The 21903-nt window shown below is 70.2% G+C and carries 21 protein-coding genes and 1 pseudogene; 10 read left to right on the top strand and 12 right to left on the bottom strand.

Annotated elements, in window-relative coordinates:
- Positions 1–9: 9 nt before the first annotated feature.
- A pseudogene (gene glpK, locus MCHLDSM_RS26080) lies at positions 10–1527 on the bottom strand (glycerol kinase GlpK).
- Positions 1524–2285 carry an IclR family transcriptional regulator gene (locus tag MCHLDSM_RS38820; RefSeq protein WP_048472621.1) on the bottom strand — a complete coding sequence of 254 codons (762 nt, stop codon included), beginning with the start codon at positions 2283–2285 and terminating at the stop codon, positions 1524–1526. The pseudogene glpK (MCHLDSM_RS26080) and the gene MCHLDSM_RS38820 overlap by 4 nt, the downstream one beginning before the upstream one ends.
- 169 nt (positions 2286–2454) lie before the next feature.
- Here MCHLDSM_RS38820 and MCHLDSM_RS26070 point away from each other — a divergent pair, with 169 nt between their 5' ends.
- From MCHLDSM_RS26070 to MCHLDSM_RS26060, 3 genes are read left to right on the top strand one after another with little or no spacing between them, the layout of a single operon-like run.
- Complete coding sequence (locus tag MCHLDSM_RS26070) at positions 2455–3285, top strand: MIP/aquaporin family protein (RefSeq protein ID WP_048472620.1); 831 nt, start codon at positions 2455–2457, stop codon at positions 3283–3285.
- A 41-nt stretch (positions 3286–3326) separates the two neighbouring features.
- On the top strand, positions 3327–4844 hold the full coding sequence (gene glpK, locus MCHLDSM_RS26065; protein WP_048472619.1) for a glycerol kinase GlpK: 1518 nt from the start codon (positions 3327–3329) through the stop codon (positions 4842–4844).
- A gap of 38 nt (positions 4845–4882) precedes the next feature.
- A complete protein-coding gene (locus MCHLDSM_RS26060; protein ID WP_048472618.1) occupies positions 4883–6604 on the top strand; it encodes a glycerol-3-phosphate dehydrogenase/oxidase in 1722 nt (573 codons plus the stop codon).
- Here the strand turns inward: MCHLDSM_RS26060 and MCHLDSM_RS26055 are convergent.
- The 8 genes from MCHLDSM_RS26055 to MCHLDSM_RS26020 form a co-directional block, all read right to left on the bottom strand.
- Entirely contained in the window at positions 6597–8072 is a 1476-nt protein-coding gene (locus tag MCHLDSM_RS26055; protein WP_048472617.1) for a sodium:solute symporter family protein, read from the bottom strand. The two genes, MCHLDSM_RS26060 and MCHLDSM_RS26055, sit on opposite strands and share 8 nt — an antisense overlap.
- A 9-nt stretch (positions 8073–8081) precedes the next feature.
- Positions 8082–9683 (bottom strand): thiamine pyrophosphate-binding protein, encoded by a 1602-nt coding sequence (locus MCHLDSM_RS26050; RefSeq protein WP_048472616.1) that lies wholly within the window; start codon positions 9681–9683, stop codon positions 8082–8084.
- A gap of 200 nt (positions 9684–9883) precedes the next feature.
- A complete protein-coding gene (locus tag MCHLDSM_RS26045; protein WP_048472615.1) occupies positions 9884–10324 on the bottom strand; it encodes an SRPBCC family protein in 441 nt (146 codons plus the stop codon).
- Positions 10325–10606, bottom strand: a complete 282-nt coding sequence (locus tag MCHLDSM_RS26040) for a GlsB/YeaQ/YmgE family stress response membrane protein (RefSeq protein ID WP_048472614.1) — start codon at positions 10604–10606, stop codon at positions 10325–10327.
- A 38-nt stretch (positions 10607–10644) separates the two neighbouring features.
- Positions 10645–11028 carry an SRPBCC family protein gene (locus MCHLDSM_RS26035; RefSeq protein WP_048472613.1) on the bottom strand — a complete coding sequence of 128 codons (384 nt, stop codon included), beginning with the start codon at positions 11026–11028 and terminating at the stop codon, positions 10645–10647.
- A gap of 31 nt (positions 11029–11059) precedes the next feature.
- Positions 11060–11554, bottom strand: coding sequence for a flavodoxin family protein (locus tag MCHLDSM_RS26030; RefSeq protein WP_048472612.1), 495 nt, complete (start codon positions 11552–11554; stop codon positions 11060–11062).
- Between the two features lie 143 nt (positions 11555–11697).
- A complete protein-coding gene (locus MCHLDSM_RS26025) occupies positions 11698–12468 on the bottom strand; it encodes a DAPG hydrolase family protein (protein WP_048472611.1) in 771 nt (256 codons plus the stop codon).
- Positions 12468–13808 carry an FAD-binding oxidoreductase gene (locus tag MCHLDSM_RS26020; protein ID WP_048472610.1) on the bottom strand — a complete coding sequence of 447 codons (1341 nt, stop codon included), beginning with the start codon at positions 13806–13808 and terminating at the stop codon, positions 12468–12470. Before MCHLDSM_RS26020 ends, MCHLDSM_RS26025 begins: the two co-directional genes overlap by 1 nt.
- Before the next feature lie 75 nt (positions 13809–13883).
- Here MCHLDSM_RS26020 and MCHLDSM_RS26015 point away from each other — a divergent pair, with 75 nt between their 5' ends.
- Complete coding sequence (locus MCHLDSM_RS26015; RefSeq protein ID WP_048472992.1) at positions 13884–14609, top strand: IclR family transcriptional regulator; 726 nt, start codon at positions 13884–13886, stop codon at positions 14607–14609.
- A 4-nt stretch (positions 14610–14613) separates the two neighbouring features.
- On the opposite strand, the gene MCHLDSM_RS26010 is transcribed toward MCHLDSM_RS26015, so the two are convergent.
- Positions 14614–15135, bottom strand: coding sequence for a TetR/AcrR family transcriptional regulator (locus MCHLDSM_RS26010; RefSeq protein WP_158023741.1), 522 nt, complete (start codon positions 15133–15135; stop codon positions 14614–14616).
- A gap of 246 nt (positions 15136–15381) precedes the next feature.
- On the opposite strand from MCHLDSM_RS26010, the gene MCHLDSM_RS26005 reads away from it, so the two are divergent.
- From MCHLDSM_RS26005 to MCHLDSM_RS25980, 6 genes are read left to right on the top strand one after another with little or no spacing between them, the layout of a single operon-like run.
- Positions 15382–16047 (top strand): HAD family hydrolase, encoded by a 666-nt coding sequence (locus MCHLDSM_RS26005; protein WP_048472608.1) that lies wholly within the window; start codon positions 15382–15384, stop codon positions 16045–16047.
- Between the two features lie 24 nt (positions 16048–16071).
- Entirely contained in the window at positions 16072–17289 is a 1218-nt protein-coding gene (locus tag MCHLDSM_RS26000) for a sedoheptulose 7-phosphate cyclase (RefSeq protein ID WP_048472607.1), read from the top strand.
- Positions 17282–18094 (top strand): O-methyltransferase, encoded by an 813-nt coding sequence (locus tag MCHLDSM_RS25995; RefSeq protein ID WP_048472606.1) that lies wholly within the window; start codon positions 17282–17284, stop codon positions 18092–18094. Before MCHLDSM_RS26000 ends, MCHLDSM_RS25995 begins: the two co-directional genes overlap by 8 nt.
- Complete coding sequence (locus tag MCHLDSM_RS25990) at positions 18091–19443, top strand: ATP-grasp domain-containing protein (RefSeq protein WP_201780404.1); 1353 nt, start codon at positions 18091–18093, stop codon at positions 19441–19443. The genes MCHLDSM_RS25995 and MCHLDSM_RS25990 overlap by 4 nt, the downstream gene beginning before the upstream one ends.
- Positions 19436–20458 carry a D-alanine--D-alanine ligase family protein gene (locus tag MCHLDSM_RS25985; RefSeq protein WP_082169072.1) on the top strand — a complete coding sequence of 341 codons (1023 nt, stop codon included), beginning with the start codon at positions 19436–19438 and terminating at the stop codon, positions 20456–20458. The genes MCHLDSM_RS25990 and MCHLDSM_RS25985 overlap by 8 nt, the downstream gene beginning before the upstream one ends.
- A complete protein-coding gene (locus tag MCHLDSM_RS25980) occupies positions 20455–21240 on the top strand; it encodes a TauD/TfdA dioxygenase family protein (RefSeq protein ID WP_048472605.1) in 786 nt (261 codons plus the stop codon). The genes MCHLDSM_RS25985 and MCHLDSM_RS25980 overlap by 4 nt, the downstream gene beginning before the upstream one ends.
- On the opposite strand, the gene MCHLDSM_RS25975 is transcribed toward MCHLDSM_RS25980, so the two are convergent.
- Positions 21237–21863 (bottom strand): O-methyltransferase, encoded by a 627-nt coding sequence (locus MCHLDSM_RS25975; protein WP_407661930.1) that lies wholly within the window; start codon positions 21861–21863, stop codon positions 21237–21239. The two genes, MCHLDSM_RS25980 and MCHLDSM_RS25975, sit on opposite strands and share 4 nt — an antisense overlap.
- Positions 21864–21903: the final 40 nt, after the last annotated feature.

The raw sequence follows: 21903 nt of genomic DNA, 5'->3' as shown, positions 1-21903 counted from the left end.
GATCGGCTGCTACCCCTCGGCAGCCCCGGCGGCCTCGTCGACCGTCAGCGCCCGGGACACCGCCGACCGCCAGCCGGCGGCCTCCCGTCTGCGCAGCCGCGCATCCATGTTCGGATACCACGCCGCGGCGACGTGGCGGTGGGCGCGCAGCGCGGCGCGGTCGGGCCAGTACCCGACCGCGAGCCCGGCGGCGTAGGCCGCGCCCAGCGACACCGTCTCGGACACGAAGGGCCGCATCACCGGGACGTCGAGCACGTCGGCGACGAACTGCATGAGCAGGTGGTTCGACGTCATCCCGCCGTCGACGGCCAGCCGTGCGAGCGGCACCCCCGAGTCGATCGTCATCGCGTTCACCACCTCCCACGTCTGCCACGCGACCGCCTCCAGCACCGCGCGCGCCAGATGCCCCCGGGTGATGTAGGACGTCAGGCCGACCACGATGCCGCGGGCCTCGGAATCCTAGTGCGGAGAGAAGATTCCGGAGAACGCGGGCACGATGTAGCAGCCGCCGTTGTCCTCGACGGTCCGCGCCAGCGTCTCGATCTGGGGTGCCGTGTTGATGACCCCGAGCGCATCGCGGAACCACTGGACCAGCGAGCCGGCGACCGCGATCGGTCCCTCCAGCGCGTACCTGGTCTCCTCCCCCGGCGCCGCATACGCGACCGTCGACAGCAGGCCGTGGTCGGACCGGACGATCGAGGTGCCGACGTTCATCAGCAGGAAGGCGCCGGTGCCGCAGGTGCACTTGGCGTCGCTGGGCTCGAAGCACAGCTGGCCGAACAGCGCAGCCTGCTGATCACCCAGCGCGGCCGCGATGGGCACTCCGGGAACGACCGTCGTGCACCGGCCGTACACCTCGCCGTTCGACACGATCCGGGGCATCATCGCCTCCGGAATGTCGAAGTGCCCCAACAGTTTCAAGCTCCACTGCAAGGTGTGCAGATCCATCAGCAGGGTCCTGCTCGCGTTGGTCACGTCGGTGACGTGGACGCCGCCCTTGGGTCCGCCGGTCAGGTTCCAGATCAGCCACGTCTCCAGCGTGCCGAACAGGACGTCGCCCCGGCGGGCCCGCGCTTCGAGCCCGCGGACGTTGTCGAGCAGCCACCGCAGCCGCGGCGCGGCGAAGTAGGTGGCCGGATCGAGTTCGGCGATCCGGCGGAAATCCGCGGCATGCGAAGCGATCTGGTCGACCACCGGTCCGGATCTGGTGTCCTGCCACGTGATCGCCGGCGCCACCGGCCGGCCCGTGCGGCGGTCCCACACCACCGTGGTCTCCCGTTGGTTGGCGATGCCGAGGGCGACGACGTGGGAGCGGTCCAGCCCCGCCGCCTTCAGCGCCTCGGGCACGATGCGGCGCACGTTGCGCCACAACTCGAGTGCATCCTGTTCGGCCCAGCCCGGCTGCGGGAAGCTCTGCCGTTGCTCGCGCTGCGCGATGGCGAGCATACGGGCGCGCTGGTCGAACACCATGCAGCGCGCAGACGTCGTGCCGAGGTCGATCGCGGCGATCACCCGTTGATCGCTCACCGGGCCGACTCGAGCGCCAGCATCACCGCCGCGGCCGCGTGCCGCAGATCGTCGAGGAGGTCCTCGCGCGGTGTCCCGTCGCTGCGCAGCAACTCCTCCGGCGCCCCGTGCACCGCCATCGCCGCCACCGTGGAGCGCCGACCGTGCACGGGAACCGCGATGTCGGCGGAGTCCGGATCGCACTCGCCGTCTGCGGTCGCGACCCCCTCCGCCCTGATCCGCGCCACCGCCGCGGCCAGCCGGGAGCGGTTGGTCGACGTCCGTCGGGTGAAGCGGTCCAGCGTGAGGTTGCGCAGAAGTCGTTCCCGCAGAGGCGAATACGCCAGCAGGAGCTTGCCGCATCCCGTGGCGTGCAGCGGCAGGCGCTCACCGACCCGGAGGGTCTGGCGCCGATCGTCCGGACGGAACACATGGTGGACGATCTCGGCCTCCTGGCCGTCGAGCATCGTCATCAGCACCTCCGTGCCGGTGCTCAGGGCCAGCGCGTCCGCCCAGGGCATCGCCGCCGAGCGCAGGTCGTTGCCGTCGAGCTCCACGACGTCGTGGGAGGACAGCCGCGGACCCGGCGAGTAGTCACCGGTGTCGGGGTCCTGGTCGAGGTACTCGAGGTCGACCAGGGTCCGCAGGATGCCGTGGGTCGTGGTCTTGGACAGGTCCACCTCCTGCGCGATCTCGCGCAGCTGCATCGCGCGGCCACTGCGTTCGACCAGGTCGATGATCGCGGTGGCGCGGGCGATGGCCTGGATGGGACCGGGCATGGAGATGCTCCTGACTGAAGGCGCTGAGACGGGGGCCACTGGGCTCCGTTCGACATTGTCGAACAACGCCGGTTGATGCGCGTCACATTCCCTCCTTACGTTCGCAGCACGTCATCGATCGAGTGCCCGCTTCAAGGGACGTACCGACACGCACACGGAGGAAGCAACGATGAAAACCAAACACCCACTACTCGGCGAACTGTCCGGCGAGCTGCTGGGCACCGCGATCCTGGTCCTGTTCGGCTGCGGCGTGGTCGCCCAGGTAGTGACCGGCGGGTTCCCCGACTCGGTCACCTCGGGCGATCACAACTCGATCGCCTTCGGGTGGGGGCTCGGCGTGACGATGGCCGTCTTCGTCGCCGGCCGGATCAGCGGCGCCCACCTCAATCCCGCGGTCACCGTGGCGCTCACCGTCTTCCGTGGGTTCGAACGGCGAAAAGTGCTGCCCTACATCGGAGCCCAGATGATCGGGGCATTCGTGGGCGCGTTGATCGTCCGCGTGGTCTACGCCGACCAGATCGCCGCCGTGGACGCCGGCCACACCAAGGCGACGCAGGGCATCTTCTCCACCTCACCCGGCGAGGGCGTGTCGGTCATGACCGCGTTCGCCGACCAGATCGTCGGCACCGCGCTGCTGGTCATGGTGATCTTCGCGCTGACCAGCGCCATCAACAATCCGCCGCTGGCCAACACCGCACCGCTGATCATCGGTCTCCTCGTCGTCGCGATCGGCATGGCGTGGGGCACCAACGCCGGCTACGCGATCAACCCGGCACGCGACTTCGGCCCCCGCCTGGCGTCCTGGATCACCGGCTACCAGGAGGCGATGTTCTCGGCGAACGGTCCCGAACTCTACGTCTGGGTGCCGATCGTCGCCCCCATCATCGGCGGTCTGATCGGCGGTGCGCTGTTCGTCTACGGCATCGAGAGGTTCCTGCCCCCCGCGACGCAGCCCCAGGAGATCGGCGTCGAGCAACCCGCCGAGCTCCAAGACCGCTGATCACCCCGCACCGAACCCACCCCCTCAGAAAGGTCATTCCCATGCCCGATTTCGTCGGATCCGTCGACCAAGGCACCACCAGCACCCGCTTCATGGTCTTCGACCACGGCGGCAACGTGATCGCCGCACATCAGCTCGAACACGAGCAGATCCTGCCGCAGGCCGGCTGGGTCGAGCACAACCCGGTGGAGATCTGGGAGCGCACCTCCTCGGTCATCCAGACGGCGCTCGGCAAGGCCGGTCTGGTCAGCAGCGACCTCGCCGCGCTCGGGATCACCAACCAGCGCGAGACGACCGTGGTGTGGAACAAGCGCACCGGCCGGCCCTACTACAACGCGATCGTCTGGCAGGACACCCGCACCGACCGGATCGCCAGCGCGCTGGAGGCCCAGGGCCACGGTGACACCATCCGGCACAAGGCGGGTCTGCCACCGGCGACCTACTTCTCCGGCGGCAAGATCAAGTGGATCCTCGACAACGTCGACGGCGTCCGCGAGGCCGCCGAACGCGGCGAGGCCCTGTTCGGCAACACCGACAGCTGGCTGCTGTGGCGGCTGACCGGCGGCAGCCACGGCGGCGTGCACGTCACCGACGTCACCAACGCCAGCCGCACCATGCTGATGAACCTGGAGACCCTGGACTGGGACGACGAACTGTTGTCGCTCTTCGGGATTCCGCGCCAGATGCTCCCCGAGATCGTGCCCTCGTCCTCCCCGGAGCCGTACGGCATGACCCTCGCCGACGGCCCGCTGGGCGGCGAGGTGCCGCTCACCGGTGCCCTGGGCGACCAGCAGGCGGCCACCGTCGGCCAGGTGTGCTTCGCCCCGGGAGAGGCCAAGAACACCTACGGCACCGGCAACTTCATGCTGATCAACACCGGCACCGACATCGTGCGATCCAAGTCCGGACTGCTGACCACGGTCGCCTACAAGCTCGGTGACGCCGACGCCGTCTACGCGCTGGAGGGTTCCATCGCCGTCACCGGCTCGGCCGTCCAGTGGCTGCGCGATCAGCTCGGGATCATCAGCGGCGCAGCACAATCGGAGGTGCTGGCACGACAGGTCGAGGACAACGGCGGCGTCTACTTCGTGCCGGCGTTCTCGGGGCTGTTCGCCCCCCACTGGCGGTCCGACGCGCGGGGCGCGATCGTCGGGCTGTCCCGGTTCAACACCAACGCGCACGTGGCCCGCGCCACGCTGGAGGCGATCTGCTACCAGAGCCGCGACGTCGTGGAGGCGATGGAGGCCGATTCCGGCGTGCACCTGGAGGTGCTGAAGGTCGACGGCGGCATCACCGCCAACAACCTGTGCATGCAGATCCAGGCCGACGTGCTCGGGGTCGACGTGGTCAAGCCCGTGGTCGCCGAGACCACCGCGCTGGGCGCCGCCTACGCCGCCGGGCTGGCCGTCGGGTTCTGGAAGGACACCGACGAGCTGCGCAAGAACTGGCTCGAAGACAAGCGCTGGCAACCGCAGTGGTCCGACGAGCAGCGGCAGACCGGCCACGCCCAGTGGAGCAAGGCCGTCTCGCGCACGCTCGACTGGGTGGACGTCAGCTGACCGCACCCCCGACACCCTCGACCCCGAAAGGTCAACTCATGCAATCCCTTCCACTGTCCCCCCGCAACCGGGACGCCGCCCTGACCGACATGGCGGACGAACCGCTGGACATCCTGATCATCGGAGGCGGGGTGGTCGGCGCCGGCGCCGCCCTCGACGCCGCCACCCGGGGCCTGCGGACCGGTCTGGTCGAGGCCCGCGACCTCGCCTCCGGGACGTCGAGCCGCTCCAGCAAGCTGATCCACGGCGGGCTGCGCTACCTGGAGATGCTCGACTTCGGGCTGGTCGCCGAGGCGCTCTCCGAACGCGGCCTGATGCTCGAGAAATTGGCGCCGCACCTGGTCCGGCCCGTCAAATTCCTCTATCCGCTCAAGCACCGCGGATGGGAGCGGCTGTATCTGGGCGCCGGTCTCGCGCTCTACGACGCGATGTCGAAAGCGTCCGGCCACGGCGCCGGGGTTCCGTTGCACCGGCACCTGACCCGACGCGGTGCGCTGCGCGCCGCGCCGTCGCTGAGCAAGGACGCGCTCGTCGGCGCCCTCCAGTACTACGACGCGCAGGTCGACGACGCCCGGCACACCATGACCATCGCCCGCACCGCGGCCGCCTACGGCGCGCGGGTCGCCACCCGCACCCGAGTGGTCGACCTGATCCGCGAGGGTGAGCGGGTCACCGGTGCCCGCGTGGTGGACCTGGAATCCGGCCGCGAGTACACCCTGCGGGCGCGTCAGGTGATCAACGCCACCGGTGTGTGGACCGACGACACCCAGACGCTGGCCAACGAGCGCGGTCAGTTCCACGTGCGCTCGAGCAAGGGCATCCACCTGGTGGTGCCGCGGGACCGGATCCGCTCCTCGACCGGCATCATCCTGCGCACCGAGACCTCGGTGCTGTTCGTCATCCCGTGGGGCCGGCACTGGATCATCGGCACCACCGACACCGACTGGTCGCTGGACAAGGCCCATCCGGCGGCGAGCCAGAAGGACATCCGCTACCTGCTCGACCAGGTCAACACGGTGCTGCGGACGCCGCTCACCGAGGCCGATGTGGAGGGCGTGTTCGCGGGGCTGCGGCCGCTGCTCGCGGGCGAGAGCGCCGACACCTCGGCGCTGTCCCGCGAACACGCTGTGGCGCACAGTGTTCCGGGTCTGGTGGTGATCGCCGGCGGCAAGTACACCACCTACCGGGTGATGGCCAAGGACGCGGTCGACGAGGCCGTCCACGGCCTGGGTGAGACCTTCGACCGGCGGATTCCGGGCTGCATCACCGACGATGTGCCACTGCTGGGCGCCGAGGGCTACCGGGCGATGTGGAATGCGCGGACCCAACTTGCGGCCGAGTCCGGCCTCAACGAGTCGCGCATCGCCGCGCTGCTGAACCGGTACGGCTCGATGATCGGCGAGATCCTCGCCCTGATCCGGGAGGATCCGTCGCTCGGTGCGCCGCTGGCCGCGGCCGACGACTATCTGCGCGCCGAGGTGGTGTACGGCACCACCCACGAGGGCGCGCTGCACCTGGACGACATCCTGTGCCGGCGCACGCGCATCTCGATCGAGACGTTCGACCGCGGCACCGAATCCTGTTCGGAAGTCGCCGATCTGATGGCTCCGCTACTCGGCTGGTCCGACGAGCAGAAGGAGCGGGAGATCGCGCACTACCTGGCCCGCGTCGCCGCCGAGCGGGAGAGCCAGGCCATGCCCGACGACGAGACCGCCGACGGTGCACGGCTGGGCGCCGCCGACATCGTGCCGGTCAGCTGACGGTGCGCGGAGCCCTCTGGTCGGCGTGCTCCCGGCCCGCGAGCCGGGCGTCCCACTCGTCGAGAACCGCGGGGGAGGTGCGCGGCGTCGCCAGGCTCGCGATCACGTAGACCACGAGGCTGGCGGCCAGCCCGTAGTAGATGGGCTCGTTGGCGAGCACGTCGCCGACGATCACCATCGTGCCCAGCGTGACGACGGTGCCGACCGCCATTGACCACAGCGCCCCGGCCCCGGTGGCCCGCTTCCACAGGAACCCGCCCAGGATGGCGACCAGCAGTCCGCCCACCAGGATGTCGTAGGCGATCGTCAGCGCGGCGACCACGTCGTTCAGCAGTGCGGCGATGACGATCACCACGATGCCGAGCACCACCACGTACAGCCGGTCGGAGTGCACGTCGCGTTCGGTGTTCTCGTCGTCCGTGGTGCGCCCGATCAGCCTCTGCAGCAACGGTTTCACGTCGGTGCGGGCGACGGTCGCGGTGGCGATCAGGGCTCCGGACGCGGTGGACATCATCGCCGCGACCGCCGCGGCGAGCACCAGCCCGCTGATCCCCACCGGCAGGATGCTCTCCGCGATCTGGGCGTACACGTCGTCTTTGGCCTCGATGTCGGGCAGGAACGTCGAGGCCGCCATGCCGATCACCGCGCCGGCGATGCCGTACAGCACGCAGTACAGCGCCGCCGTGGTGCCGCCCCACTTGGCGACCTGCGGGGAACGCGCGGTGAACACCCGCTGCCAGATGTCCTGGCCGATCAGCATGCCGAAGCTGTACACGACGAAAAACGTGATGATGGTGGGCATCCCGATCGCCCCGAGGTCGAACACCGCATCGCCCGCGCGCTCCCGGATACCGGCGAAGCCGCCCGCCTTGCTCAGCGTGAACGGCAGCAGCAGGGCGAAGATGCCGATGGTCTTGAGGACGAACTGCACCATGTCGGTGAGCGTGATCGACCACATGCCGCCGATCGACGAGTACAGCATCACCACCGCGCCGCCGATGATCACCGAGATCGTGCGGTCGGTGCCGAACAGCACGTTGAACACCGTGGCGTAGGCGATCGTCGACGTCACCGACAGCATCAGCGTGTAGGCGGCCATGACCAGCCCGGACGACGACGTGGCATCGACGCCGTAGCGCAGCCGCAGCATCTGCGCGACGGTGTAGACCCGCAGCCGCTGGATGCGGCCGGCGAAGAACAGGCTCAGCGCCAGCAGACCGACGGCGATGGAGACCACCAGCCACATCCCCGACAGACCCCACTTGTAGCCGAGGCCGACGCCGCCGACGGTCGACGCGCCGCCCAGCACCACGGCGGCCATCGTGCCGGTGTACAGCGTCGGGCCCAGCCGCCGTCCCGCGACCAGGAAGTCGGCCGAGTCCTTGGTCCTGGTCTTGCCCCAGAATCCGAACGCCAGCATGGCGACGAGGTAGACGACGATGATCGCGATGTCGAGCGGCTTGCCCATGGTGAACTCCTAGGTGGCTGAGAACATCCGCAGCGTTGCGGGAAGGACGACAACGGCGGGTCCGCGTGCCGTGAAGGTGCCGGCGACGACCTCGCCGACGGTGTCCAGGGTGGCCCGGTGCGCCGGGACACCGAAACTCGCTGCCAGAGCGGCGAAGTCGGGCCGGGCGAGCTCGGTGGCGGTGGCCTGGCCGAACTCCCCGGTCATGTACTCGCGCAGGATGCCGTAGCCGCCGTCGTCGACGATCAGCCACGTGACGTCGGCGTCGTGCTGGCGTGCGGTGGCCAACTCGGCGATCGAGTACATCGCGCCGCCGTCGCCGGACACGGCGAGCGTGCGCTGCCCGGTGCCGATCGCGGCCGCCACCGCGGCGGGGAACGCGAAGCCCAGTCCGCCCGCTCCCTGCGCTGAGTGGAACTCGCCGTCGAGCGGGTCCCACGCCGACCACGCCCAGTACCCGGCGATCGTCATGTCCCAGAACGTCTGTGCCGCAGCGGGAGTCGCGGACCTCAGGTCACGGATCAGGGCGCGCTCGGCCGCGACGTCCTGGCCGGCGAGCCGGTCCTCGACGGCCGCCCGCAGGGCCGCGGCGATGTCGGCACCGTCGGTGCTCGTCCGCGGTGTCACCTGGGCGGCGATCGCGGTCAGCGCCTGCGCGGCATCGGCGTGGACGGCGAGCGCCGGATGGTTGGCCGCCAGCACCCGGGCTTCGGCGTCGACGTGGATCACGGTGCCCTTGGGGGTGAGGGTGAAGTAGTTGCTCGTCACCTCCCCCATCGCCGTGCCCACCGCGAGGAGCACGTCGGCGTCCTCGAGCAACGACGTGGTGTGCCGGTCCTCGATCCACGACGCCGCGGACAGCGGATGGTCGAACCGGATGGCGCCCTTGCCGCCCACGGTCGACACCACCGGCGCGTTCAGCAGTTCGGCGAGCGCGACCAGTGCCTGCGCGCCGCCACGGGAGCGACGCACGCCACCGCCGGCGAGGATCACCGGTCGCTGCGCGGCGCTGAGGAGAGCCGCGGCCTCGGCGACCACCTCGGCGCGCGGCGGGCGAACCGTGACGGCGGTGACGACGGAGGTCACCGGCGGCACATCGGTCGGCTCGAGGAGCACGTCCTGCGGGATCTCCACCCAGGTGGGACCGGCGGGCGCGGACTGCGCCAGCGACCACGCGTCGGCGAGCAGACTCGGCAGCTGGCCCGAATGCTGCGCCACCGCCGTGCTTTTCGTAACGTTGACGGCGCTGCGCTGCTGATCGTCGAGTTGGTGCAGCGCACCGCGGCGCAGGCCCATCGCCGCCCGCGGCACCTGGCTGACGATCACCAGTAGCGGCACACCGGTGGCGTAGGCCTCCTGCAGCGCACCCAGTGCGGTCAGCGCACCCGGTCCGGTCGACAGGAACAGCACGCCGACCTGGCCGGTGGCCCTGGCGTAACCGTCGGCGCCGAATGCCGAGTTGTTCTCGACCCGCGAGCTGACGAATGTCAGGTCGCTGCGCCGGATCGCGTCGAACAGGCCCAGCGCGTTCTGCCCGGGGATCCCGAAGACGTGCGACGCGCCGAGCGCCGTCAGCGTCTCGACGACGACGTCGCCTCCGTTGCGCTCCATCGGCGATCCTTCGGGTGGGGAATGTGGTGTGGCTCACGGTAGAGCCGCTCCCCACCACCCGCAAGCTATTCCGTCGCTCTACCAGCCGCTCTCGTCCCGATCTGCCGACACGACGCGGCTGATCCACGCAGATGCGGCACCGAAGACGCACTCGACGATTGATCCGTCGGGCGGGTCAGGCCGAAAAATCTTCGGCCCGATCACCGCCCCTTGACGTCGAGCACCCGTTTGCGCAGCCCCTCGGTGGCCGTCTCCATCAATCCCTTGGCGCCCCGCTTCACCACGAACCCCGGCAGGGGCACCGTCGGATCGACGGTCAACTCGAACCTCACCCGCGTGGTGTCGCCCTCGGGAACCAGCGTGTACCGGGCGTCCTGAGCGCGCTGCTGCGAGGAGCTCACCAGCGTCCAACTGACACCGTCGTCGTGGACCGCGTAGTCGAGCACCTGCTCGTCGCTGATGCCGACGATCTTGACCACCTGCCGGGACCGGGCGGGCCGGCCCTGGTCGTCGCGTTCGAGGATCTCGACCTCCTGGTGCGCCGAGGACCATTCGGTCAGCGACTCGAGGTCGAACAGCACGTCCATGATCTCCGCGGGCGACGCCTCGATGACGGTCTCGCGGGATTCGGTGATGGCCATCTAGACGCGTGGCTTCGTGCCGCGCCGGCCGGTGATGCCCAGGTAGGCGGCGATCAGCACGATCGCGAAGATGATGCCGACCAGGAACGGGATGATCTTGAATCCGCCGTTCTGATTCGAGTAGCCCAGCTTGTAGGACACCCAGGCGCCCAGGAAGGACCCGAGGGCGCCGAGCACGATGGTCATCAGCACGCCGATGTTCTGCTTGCCGGGCATGACCAGCCTGGCCAGTGCTCCGACGATGAGACCGACGACGATTGCGCCGATGATGGTTCCGATCACGATGTGCTCCTCGATAGGGGTGTCCCGACGGCGCAGGGTTACCCGTCGGTGCGGGAATCAACCGCCATCGCCTCGATGCGCCCCAGCGCCACCGCGAGCACGGGGAGATAGGCGGGCGCCCACACCGGTGCGCTCATCCACGCCCGGCACCCGTCGGCGGTCGGTTCCACGCCGTGGTGCGTGGCGGGCACACCGGCGACGCGCCACGCCCAGGACCGTCCCTGGTCGAGTTCGGTGATGGTGAACGGCAGCGGCACTCCCACCGGCGTCCACACCCGGCCGGTCGCCCCCAGTTCGAACCCACCGCCGTCGAGTTCGGCGCCCGCGACGGTCGGCCCCCACTGCGGCCACGCGTCGAGGTCGACGAGGAGGTGCCACACCGCGTCGGCGGGCGCGGAGATCTGTCTGCTCACTGTCCACACGGCTCTGGTGTACCCGTCTCGGGAACCTGCGTCACAGCATGGGTGGTGCCTGCGCGATCTCGACCCGCCGCCGAAGCCGCTCGGCGAACTCCGCGGCCTGCTCGAGGTCGGTCTCGTTCGGCCGCCCCTTGTTCACCCCGCCGAGGAGTTTCAACGGGCCGACCGTGTCGCAACCCAGACACCAGAACGAATCCAGCACGTCGAAGCCCTTCGCCGCGAGCTTGCGACCCAGCGGGCCACCGTAATCCAGCAAGCGCATCCGGCGCGCGCCGCTGGTGAAGAACGTGAACGCGCGCCGAGTGCCGGTGTCGTCCACCGGCAACCGGCGCACCAGATTCCACAGCCGCGGATGCACCGCCATGAAGTAGACGCCCGACCCGAATCCGATGAGGTCGTACTGTCCGAGCGAATCGACGTCGACCGCCTCGGGCGTCACGACGTCGGCACCCAGCACTTCGGCCATGCTGTCGGCGACCCGACGGGTGTTCCCGTTGGAGACCGACGCACAGATGATCAGAAATTTCATGAGCGTGATCGTGCGCCGTCGTGACCCTCGAGCGTCAGGGCGCTAGATCATCTCGCCGCGGGACGTTGGTCACTCGTCGGGACGAATCGCAACGCCGGCGCGCCCAGGAAGGCAGCACCCCCGGCCGCGATCGGTCGAGGGAGCTAACCGAACCGCTCGTACAGCGCGGGCAGGAACCCGGCGAGGTGGTTCATCTCCTGGGCGCAGTGCACCATCAGATCACGCGGGTCAGGTAGCCGGCGCTCCGCCACCGGACGAATCATGCTGTTGGCGAACAGGTTCCCGTGCCGGGCCCCGATCTCCGGCCCGCCCATCCAGAACCGCGAGCGCATCTCGGACCCGCCGGCCGTGGGCCGGACCTGGTGCACCAGCCAGCCGATGTCCACCGGGAGCTCCGCGGACCCCAGCCGCGCGCACACGGCCACGGAGTCGCCGAGTCGGTGCGCCGGCAGTCCCAGCTCCTCCGGGGACACGAAGCGGATGGCCGCCTTGGTGTACATCGACCCGAGGTACTCCTCGACCAGCGACGTGCGCCCGACATAGTGTCCGTCACCGCCGCCGTCGGCCCATCGCGCCGACGCGTGCGCGCGCGGATGCCACAGCTTGTACCGGCGTGCATCGCTGCCGTGCCAGCCGAACCACCAGTCCCACATCCGCGGCGTCACCCCCGGCATGTCGGTCAGCACCGACACCGCGAAGCCGCCCCGGCGCAGCCGCGCGTAACCGGTCTCGGTGGGGAGGTATCCGTCGTCGAGAAGATCTGCGGCACAGGCGAAATCGAGCAGCATCTGGTCGGCCTGCGGACCGTGGTGCAGCGCGTCGACCACGTGGCCGGGTAGCGGCGCCATGTGCGGATCGAAGAAAGACCCCCACGCGGTGTCGGCGTCGCCGGCCCGGTACCCCAGATACGCCATCACACCCGTCCCATCCAGCTGTGGAACCGGCCCGCCGGGTCGTAGACCGACCGGACCCGGTCCAGCTCGGCCATCGCGGCGTCGGTGGCGAACGGGGCGGGGCGGCGGCCCAGGTTCTCGTCGGCCAGCTGGACCCCGGTCTGGAGGTGCTCCATCGTGGCGAGGTTCGACCGCGCCCAGTCGCCGTGGGCGTCGTCGTCGGCGGCGTCGCGCCACACCCCGTAGAGCGCGAGGTAGATCTCGTCTTCGAGGCTGTAGGCCATGTCCTGCCGCTGCGGCGACGGCCCCCAGTTCAGCCACAGGAAATGCGCCGGGTGCGGCGGCATCGTCTCGAGGATCCGGTGGATCCCCGGCATCAGTTCGTCCGCGGTCGCCGAGGTCCACATGTTGTCGGTGCCGTACCGGTACCCGGTCGGGTAGTTGCTCATCACCCCCGCGTACCAGGTGTCCAGGTCCGACGGCGCGTACGGCACCGCGATGCTCGCCCGGTCCCGCACCGGGCAGGTGTCCAGCAGGGCCAGCGCAGCCGTCGCCTCCGCCTCGGAGTCGGCGAACACCGGGGACGCCAACACGATCGACGGGCTGTCGATGCCGGCGCCGGGCACCGCCCGCGACGCCACGATCTGCAGTTCCACCCGGCGGTCCACCTCGGCGCTGATCGCGCGCGCCCACGGGTAGATCTCCTCCGCACACGCCATCGGATACACGTAGAGGCTGCTGCCGCACACCGGCGGACGCGGGTAGAGCCGCAGGTGGAACGCGACGACGACGGCGAAGAAGCCCGGACCGGAGCCGCGGGCCGCCCAGTAGAGATCGGGGTGGTGCTCGGCGTCGATGTGCAGGCGCTCGCCGTCGGCGGTCACCACGTCCAGGCCGAGCACGCTCTCGCACGCAGGGCCGAGGACGCGGCTGTTCCACCCGTAGCCGCCCTGCAGCAGGTAGCCGCCGATGCGCACGCCCTTGCAGTGCCCGGCCGGGAAGAACAGCCCCTGGCGGTCCAGCCGGCCGGCGAGCACGCTGCCGCCCATCCCCGGCCCGACGACGGCGGTCCGGGTGTCGGTGTCGATCACGCAGTCGTCGAGGCGGCTGACGTCGAGCAGCATGCCGCCGTCGCGCACGTGGTTGCCGGCCCAACTGTGGCCGCCGGAGCGGACGCCGATCCGCATGTCGTGCTGCGCGGCGTACCGCACGGCGGCGACCACCTCGTCGGCGTCGACGGCCTGCACGACGACGTCGGGATAGCGCTCGGGGGTGCGGGCATTCCACACCGTCTGGGCGCGGGCCTGCTCGTAGCCGTCGTCCCCGCGGAAGAAGTGCCGCCCGTCCGGAAGATCCGCCACCGCTCTGCCCTCCGCTGACCTGATCCGGATAACGGATCATGGTGGTTCATACAGCGGATCACTATAGTGCTCGGCATGGCGCCGGCGGACGAGAATCAGCGCACTCGCGACTCGACCCGTGACGACGGGCTGCAGGCGCTGCGCCGGGCCGCCGCGGCACTCGACGAAATCGCCACCGCGCCCAATCTGCTGCGGCCGGGCGACATCGCGGCGAACCTCGGGCTGGCCAAGTCGACGGCACGCCGCCTGCTGGTCGCCCTCGTCGACGTCGGGTTCGCCGCGGTCGACGACGCGGGCCGCTACCGCCTCGGCGACCGGTTGCTGGGCCTGGCGAGTGCCGACGGTGCGCATCTGGCGGCCGCGCTGCGCCCCGTGCTCGACGCCGTCGCGTCGGCGACCGGCGAGACGGTCGACCTGTCGGTGCTGCGGGGCCGGCAGATGTGGTTCATCGACCAGATCGAATCCCCGCACCGGTTGCGGGCGGTGTCGGCGATCGGCGCCCGGTTCCCGTTGACCGACACCGCGAACGGCAAGGCCGCGCTGGCACTCCTCGACGACGACGAGGTACCCGCCGCAGTGGCCGAGGAGATCCGCGAGGTGCGGCGCACCGGCATCGCCTACGACCGCGACGAACACACGGCCGGGATCTCGGCCGCCGGGGTCGCCAGGCGGGTACCGGGCGGCCATGTGCTGGCGATCTCCGTTCCGGCACCCACCGAGCGGTTCCGGTCCCACGAGCCGGCGATCGTCGACGCACTGCGCGCTGCGGCGGCCTCACCGCTGTGGGACACCGTCGGCTGAGGAGTCACTGCCCGCCCGCGAGCACGATGTCCACCGCCGCCTCGACCACCGCGTCGGCCGGTAGGGCGCCGAACATCAGCGACGGACACGTCACCACTCCGGTCAACATCGACAGCGCCGCGTCCAGCCGGGCACCGGAGAACCGCTGCCCCAACAACTCCCGCAGCGGACGCTGACCCTCGGCGTTGACCCGGTCCCGGAGCCGGGCGGCGGCCGCGGTGGTGGCCGACTGCGCCAGCCCGAAGACGAGGCGATCGAGCCGCATCTCGGTGATCGAGCGCCGGAACACCGTGAGCTCACCGATCAGATCGGCCCGCAGATCCCCGCTCACCGGGTGGTGCGGCAACTCCCCGAGCGCGTCGAGGGCCAGGCGCACCAGGTCCAGCCGGGTGGGCCAGTGGGCGTACAGCGTGGTCTTCGAATACCCCGCACTCTCGGCGACCCGGGCGTGCGTGACCTCGTCGAATCCCTCGGTGCGCAGCACGTCGAGAGCGGCGCGCGACACGTCCGTGCGCGTCCGGGCCACGCGCGCGTCCTCGCCATCCCTGTCCTGAGTGCTGGGCACCATGGGCCCTTCCCGTTGCGGCTGCGATCGCGTCACCAATGCGTCAGAAACTGGATTGGTGGACGCCCTTTTCATTAGTGATTTTGGTGTGTACTAATGAACTCTAGATCCAGTAATGGTAATTCGAGAGCATTTCCTCGCATCCGCGTCGAGCACCCGGCGCCGGCGATGCCACGGTCCCCCCACCGCCCCCAGAAGGGAAACCCCATGCCCGCCATCCTGTTCGGATCGATCAGCACCCTGGCCGACACATCGGAACTGCAACGTCAGGCGTTCAACGAGGCCTTCGCCCAGCACGGGCTGGACTGGACCTGGTCGCAGGAGGAATACCGCTCCCTGCTCGGTTCAAACGGCGGCGCGCAGCGCGTCGCCGACTACGCCGCCGAGCGCGGCCAGGACGTCGACGCCGCCGCCGTGCACGCCACCAAGTCGCAGCTGTTCCAGAAGCTGCTCGCCGAAGCGACGCTGAGCCCGCGGCCCGGAGTGCGCGAGACCATCGAGGGAGCCAAGGCGGCCGGCCACAAGGTCGGATTCGTCACCACCACGTCGAAGGCCAACGTCGACGCCCTGCTCGCGGCGCTCGAACCCGACATCGACGCCTCCACCTTCGACATCGTCGTGTACGACGACCACGTCGACGAACCCAAACCCGCGCCGGCGGCCTACCAGCTCGCACTCGACTGGCTCGACATCGAGCCCGCCGACGCCGTCGCCATCGAGGACAACATCGGCGGCGTGCGCGCCGCCCTCGCCGCCGGGCTGCGCTGCATCGCCTTCCCCAACGCCAACACCGCCGGTGCCGACTTCGACGAAGCCACCGACACCGCCGACCACCTCGACGCCGACCGCGTGGTGGCGTTGGCCGCCGCCTGACCGGAACGAACGGAGCCTGCCCGCATGAGCGACCTCACCGCACGAGTCACCGCCTCCGAGCGCAACTTCCACGTCGAAGGCTATGAACGCATCTCCTACGACCTGACCTACGTCGACGGCGTATTCGACATCGACAACACCCAACTCGCCGACGCCTACCGTCGGTACGGACGCACGCTGATGGTCATCGACGAGGTCGTCTACGACCTCTACCGCGACAGCATCGACGCGTACTTCGACCACCACGGGATCGATCTGACCGTGATCGGCGTCCACATCCACGAGACCGCCAAGTCGCTGGAGACCTTCGAACGCATCGTCACCGAGTTCGATCACTTCGGCCTCGTGCGCACCGAACCGGTGCTCGTCGTCGGCGGCGGATTGACCACGGACGTCGCGGGATTCGCGTGTGCGAGCTACCGGCGCAACACGCCCTACATCCGGATCCCCACCACGCTGATCGGGCTGATCGACGCGAGCGTGTCGATCAAGGTGGCCGTCAACCACGGCCACCACAAGAACCGGCTGGGCGCCTACCACGCCTCGCAGCAGGTGTTCCTGGACTTCTCGTTCCTCAAGACACTGCCCGAGGACCAGATCCGCAACGGCATGGCCGAGCTGATCAAGATCTCCGTCGTCGGCAACGCCGAGATCTTCGACCTGCTCGAACGTTTCGGACCCGAACTACTCGCCACCCGATTCGGCCACCAGGACGGCACGCCGCTGCTGCGGGCCACCGCGCACCGGCTGACCTACCAGGCGATCGCCACCATGCTCGAGCTGGAAGCACCGAACCTGCACGAGATCGACCTGGACCGGGTCATCGCGTTCGGCCACACCTGGAGCCCCACGCTGGAGCTGACCCCGCCGACGCCGTTCTTCCACGGCCACGCGATCAGCATCGACATGGCGCTGTCGGTCACGCTGGCCGAGCGCCGGGGCCTGCTCACCGCCGGCGGCCGCGACCGCGTGCTGGCCACGATGAGCGCGCTCGGTCTGGCGCTGGATTCCGAGTACCTGACACCCGAGCTGCTCGAGCGGGCGACGGCGGCGATCCTGCGCACCCGCGACGGGATCCTGCGCGCCGCGGTGCCCGACCCGATCGGAACCTGCCGCTTCCTCAACGACGTCACCGTCGACGAGCTCGTCGACACGCTGACGCTGCACAAGAAGCTGTGCGCCGAGTACGACCGCGGGGGCGACGGCATCGACGCGTTCACCGCCGCCACCGTCGATGGCTGAGGTCCTCGCCGCGGTGCCGCGGCCGGTCACGCCGACGACCATCCTCGCCCAGCAGCTCGCCGAGCTGTGCGACCATGTGCGTGCGCAGCCGTCCGTCGACGCGGTGACCATCGAGAAGCTCTGCCGGGCAAGGGATCTCGCGGCCGGTCTGGATCCCTACCTGGAGGCCAACACCACCGGGGAGTCGCCGGCGCTGGCCGACCTGGCCCGGCGCACCCGCGCCCACCTGTGGCGCGACGGGCTGGAACAGGAGATGCTGTCCGGGCACGTCGAGGGACAGCTGCTCAAGTTCCTGGTTCGGATGACCTCCGCGGCGCGGGTGCTCGAGATCGGCATGTTCACCGGGTACTCCGCGCTGGCCATGGCCGAGGCGCTGCCCGCGCACGGCGTCGTGGTCGCGTGCGAGATCGATGCCGGCGCCGCCGAGATCGCCCGGGCCGCGTTCGACAGCTCCGGCATCGGGGACCGGATCCGGATCGAGCAGGGTCCCGCACTGGAGACGCTGCGCCGGCTCGCCGACGGCGGGGAGCCCCCGTTCGACATCGTGTTCGTCGACGCCGACAAGAGCGGCTACCAGGGCTACCTCGACCTGCTGCTCGACTCGACCCTGCTGGCGCCCGGTGCGGTGATCGCCGTGGACAACACGCTGATGCAGGGCCAGCCGTGGACTGCCGGTGACGCCGTCACCGAGAACGGCAGGGCCATCGCGGCATTCAACCGCGCCCTGGCCGACGACCCGCGGACCGAACAGGTGCTCATCCCCGTCCGCGACGGGCTGACCCTGATCCGTCCGCTCCCGCGATGACCCTCACCGCGGAAACCACAGACCGGGCCGCCCCGGCGGGTGCGGTGCGGCGTCCTCCCGACGCCGCCCGCACCCTCGCCGTCCTCGCCGCCCTGACCGCGACGCTGCCCGTCGACCTCGCCGTGACCGGGCTGGCGCTGCTGCGGCGCGCGCCGCGTCCCGCCGTCCGCGCCGCCACCCGGCCGCGGACGGTGCTCGTCAGCGGCGGCAAGATGACCAAGGCGCTGCACCTGGCCCGCGCGTTCCATCTGGCCGGGCACCGGGTGGTGCTCGCCGAGTCGGCCAAGTACCGCTGGACCGGTCACCGCTTCTCCCGCGCGGTGTCGGCGTTCCACTGCACGCCCGAGGCGTCGGATCCGCACTACGCCCAGGCCCTGGCGGACATCATCGCCGCCGAGGAGGTGGACGTCTTCGTGCCGGTGTCCAGCCCGGCGGCCAGCGTGCCCGAAGCAGCCGTCCGGGATCTGGTGGGCGGGCACTGCGAGATCCTGCACGGCTCGGCGGCGCTCATCGCGACGCTCGACGACAAGCGCGACTTCAGCAGGCTGGCCACCTCGATCGGCCTGACGGTGCCGGAGTCCGTGCTCGTCACCGACCCCCGCGACATCGAGCGCTTCGACTTCGCCCCGGGCCGCTCCTACATCCTCAAGAGGCTGTCCTACAACCCGGTCGGCCGCACCGATCTGACGCGTCTGCACCGCGACACCCCCGAACACAACGCGGCGTTCGCGCACAGCCTCGAGATCTCGCCCGGCGACCCGTGGCTGCTGCAGGAATACGTCGACGGCCAGGAGTACTGCACGCACTCCACCGTGCGCGACGGCGCCGTCACCGTGTACGGCTGCTGTGAATCCTCAGCGGTGCAACTGAATTACCGGTTCGTCGACCGGCCGGCGATCCGGGCGTGGGTCACCCGCTTCGCCGCGGCACTCGGGCTCACCGGTCAGGTCTCGTTCGACTTCATCGAGGCGGCCGACGGACGCGTGTACGCGATCGAGTGCAATCCCCGCACCCACAGCGCGATCACGATGTTCCACGACCACCCCGACGTGGCGCAGGCGTACCTGGAGGACCGGGCCACCGCGATCACCCCGCTGCCGGGTTCGACCCCGACGTACTGGATCTACCACGAGCTGTGGCGCCTGCTGCGTGGACCCGACCGGCTGCGGCGACTGCGGGTGATCGCCGAGGGCCGGGACGCGATCTTCGCGGGGTGGGACCCGCTGCCCTATCTCGGGGTGTACCACCTGCAGATCCCGGCCCTGCTCGTCGACAACCTGCGACGCCGGCGCGGGTGGCGGCGCATCGACTTCAACATCGGCAAGCTCGTCGAATCGGGCGGTGACTGACTTGGGGCGCAACGTCATTCAGCTCGTCGGGTCTCCGGTCGACGAGTTCCACGCGGAGCTGTCGCGGCTGTACGCGCGCGCCAGCGCGGCGGCGCTGGTCGAGCAGCACCGGGTCGGGTTCGCCTACGTCGCACCCGGCGGCACCTGGCAGTTTCCCGACGGCCTCGACGCGGAGAGCCTGGCCGCGGCCGAACCGCTGCCGGCCGCGACGGGCATCTCCCGGCTCGCCGAGATGCGCGTGGATGTCGTTCTGCCGCAGATGTTCTGCCACCCCGGGATGACATCGTATCGGGCACTGCTCGACGTTCTGGGGCTGCCCTTCCTCGGGAACACCGCCACGGTGATGGCCAACACCGCGGACAAGGCGGTCGCCCGTGCGCTGGTCGCCGCCCACGGTGTCGCGGTGCCGGCGGGCCGGGTCGTGACGCGCGCCGACGAGGTGGACCTGCCGCTGCCCGTCGTGGTGAAACCCGCGCGTTCGGACAACTCGATGGGGGTGTCGCTGGTCACCGACCGCGCGGCGTTGGGCGCCGCGGTGGGCAGCGCCAGGTCGTACTCGGCGGACGTGGTGGTCGAGACGTATGTGCCGCTCGGACGCGAAGTACGCTGCGGCGTCCTGGAAGTCGACGGCGGGCTCGTGTGCCTGCCGTTGGAGGAGTACGCGCTCGACGCCCCGATCCGGCTGCCCGCGGACAAGCTCGGCCGCTCCGGCGGCGGGGATCTGCGCCTGGTGGCCGGCGACGCGGGACGCGCGTGGATCGTCTCTGACGACGACCCGGTGGTCGAACCGGTGTGGCGTGCGGCGCGGGCCTGCTTCCGGGCGCTGGGCTGCCGGCACTACGGGCTCTTCGACTTCCGCATCGATCCCGACGGGGTGCCGTGGTTCCTGGAGGCCGGGCCGTACTGCTCGTTCGCCCCGTCCAGCGTGATCGTGAAAATGGCTGCCGCGCACGGATATTCGCTCCCGGCATTGTTCGACACCCTGTGCCATGAGGCGCGCATCGAGGCGGCATGACGATCGAGATCACCACCCGACACCCGATCGGCGCCCAGGTGCGCGGGGTCCGGGTGGGCCCACTGGACCCGACGGTCGTCGCGCACCTGCGCGCGCTGCTCGCGGTGCACGGGGTGCTCGTGCTGCCCGGCCAGCGCGTCGACGACGAAGATTTCGTGCGGTTCCTGCAGAGCTTCGGCGAGCTGGTGTTCACCACCGGGGAGACCCCGGTCCCGCATGCCCCGCTGCTCAACGTCATCACCAACGTGGGCCGGACCCGGGCGCCGCGCTCGTCGTTCCACGTCGACACCAGCTATCTGCGCTGCCCGCCGGCCTACACCGCGCTGCGCGCCGTGACGGTGCCCGAGTGCGGCGGGCACACGCTGTTCACCAACCAGTTCAACGCGTACGACACGCTGCCGCGGGACGTGCAGGCCCGCATCCGCCAGCGCGTCGTCACCCACGTCGTCACCGGGCTCGACCTCGACGAGGGCGCCGAGACCTCGGCACAGCATCCCCTGGTGCTGCGGCATCCGCTGTCCGGGCGAACGGCGCTGTACCTGTCGACCCGGCAGCGCTGCCGGGAGGTCAGCGGGATGGCACCGGAGGCCGCGGCGGAGTTGATCGACGAGCTGCTGACGCATTCGACCCGGCCGGACAACGTCTTTCGGCACCAGTGGCAGCCCGACGACGTGGTGATCTGGGACAACCGCTGCGTCATGCACAAAGCCGACCACGACGGCGTGGTCGGCGACCGGGTGATGCACCGCGGCACCGTCGTGGACCGCGCGGCCTGGCGTTAACCGACCACCGCGACCGCGAAGCCGTCCCATCCCTTGGTGCCGACGGTCTGGATCGCGGCGGTGTCCAGGCGTGGATGGGCGCCCATCATCGCGAGCATGTCGCGCACGGCCTGCGCCTGCCGATCGTCGGGCCGGGGATGCAGTACGCGCCCGAAGCGTGCGATGTTGTCGACGATGATCACGGTTCCGGGGGCGCCGAGGGTGATGGCCCACTCGACGTAGGCGACGTTGTTCTCCTTGTCGGCGTCGATGAACACCAGGTCGAACGGTGCCCGGTCGGCCAGTGTGGGCAGCGTGTCCAGCGCGGCGCCGACGATGATCTCGACACGGTCGGCCACGCCCGCCCGCTCCAGGTTGGCGCGCGCCACCTCGGCGTGCGCCGGCTCGAATTCGAGGCTGATCACCGAGCCGTCGGACCCGACGGCCCGGGCCAGCGCGATCGTGGAGTAGCCGGCCAGAGTGCCGATCTCGAGGACCCGGCGCGCCTTGGCGACCCGCACCCACAGCGACAGCAGTTTGGCGTGCTGCGCCGAGACCTCGATGGCGGGCATCCCCGCCGCGGATCCGGCGTCGCGGGCCGCGCGCAGCGCATCGTCCTCGGTGTGCAGCAGGTCGGTGAACATCTCGTCGAGGGACACCCAGTCGGGCTCGGTCACATCAGCG

It is taken from the genome of Mycolicibacterium chlorophenolicum (assembly GCF_001044235.1).
Classification (GTDB): domain Bacteria; phylum Actinomycetota; class Actinomycetes; order Mycobacteriales; family Mycobacteriaceae; genus Mycobacterium; species Mycobacterium chlorophenolicum.
The sequence above is the reverse complement of the archived record's forward strand: the minus strand, read 5'-3'. Positions and strand labels throughout refer to the sequence as shown.

Coding starts and splice junctions, on each gene's coding strand:
- MCHLDSM_RS25990 (WP_201780404.1), top strand. CDS start 18,091: ATGACCCTCACCGCGGAAACCACAGACCGGGCCGCCCCGGCGGGTGCG.
- MCHLDSM_RS26000 (WP_048472607.1), top strand. CDS start 16,072: ATGAGCGACCTCACCGCACGAGTCACCGCCTCCGAGCGCAACTTCCAC.
- glpK (WP_048472619.1), top strand. CDS start 3,327: ATGCCCGATTTCGTCGGATCCGTCGACCAAGGCACCACCAGCACCCGC.
- MCHLDSM_RS25995 (WP_048472606.1), top strand. CDS start 17,282: ATGGCTGAGGTCCTCGCCGCGGTGCCGCGGCCGGTCACGCCGACGACC.
- MCHLDSM_RS26055 (WP_048472617.1), bottom strand. CDS start 8,072: ATGGGCAAGCCGCTCGACATCGCGATCATCGTCGTCTACCTCGTCGCC.
- MCHLDSM_RS26030 (WP_048472612.1), bottom strand. CDS start 11,554: ATGAAATTTCTGATCATCTGTGCGTCGGTCTCCAACGGGAACACCCGT.
- MCHLDSM_RS25980 (WP_048472605.1), top strand. CDS start 20,455: ATGACGATCGAGATCACCACCCGACACCCGATCGGCGCCCAGGTGCGC.
- MCHLDSM_RS26060 (WP_048472618.1), top strand. CDS start 4,883: ATGCAATCCCTTCCACTGTCCCCCCGCAACCGGGACGCCGCCCTGACC.
- MCHLDSM_RS26070 (WP_048472620.1), top strand. CDS start 2,455: ATGAAAACCAAACACCCACTACTCGGCGAACTGTCCGGCGAGCTGCTG.
- MCHLDSM_RS26025 (WP_048472611.1), bottom strand. CDS start 12,468: ATGGCGTATCTGGGGTACCGGGCCGGCGACGCCGACACCGCGTGGGGG.
- MCHLDSM_RS26005 (WP_048472608.1), top strand. CDS start 15,382: ATGCCCGCCATCCTGTTCGGATCGATCAGCACCCTGGCCGACACATCG.
- MCHLDSM_RS25975 (WP_407661930.1), bottom strand. CDS start 21,863: ATGTTCACCGACCTGCTGCACACCGAGGACGATGCGCTGCGCGCGGCC.
- MCHLDSM_RS26045 (WP_048472615.1), bottom strand. CDS start 10,324: ATGGCCATCACCGAATCCCGCGAGACCGTCATCGAGGCGTCGCCCGCG.
- MCHLDSM_RS38820 (WP_048472621.1), bottom strand. CDS start 2,285: ATGCCCGGTCCCATCCAGGCCATCGCCCGCGCCACCGCGATCATCGAC.
- MCHLDSM_RS26050 (WP_048472616.1), bottom strand. CDS start 9,683: ATGGAGCGCAACGGAGGCGACGTCGTCGTCGAGACGCTGACGGCGCTC.
- MCHLDSM_RS26015 (WP_048472992.1), top strand. CDS start 13,884: ATGGCGCCGGCGGACGAGAATCAGCGCACTCGCGACTCGACCCGTGAC.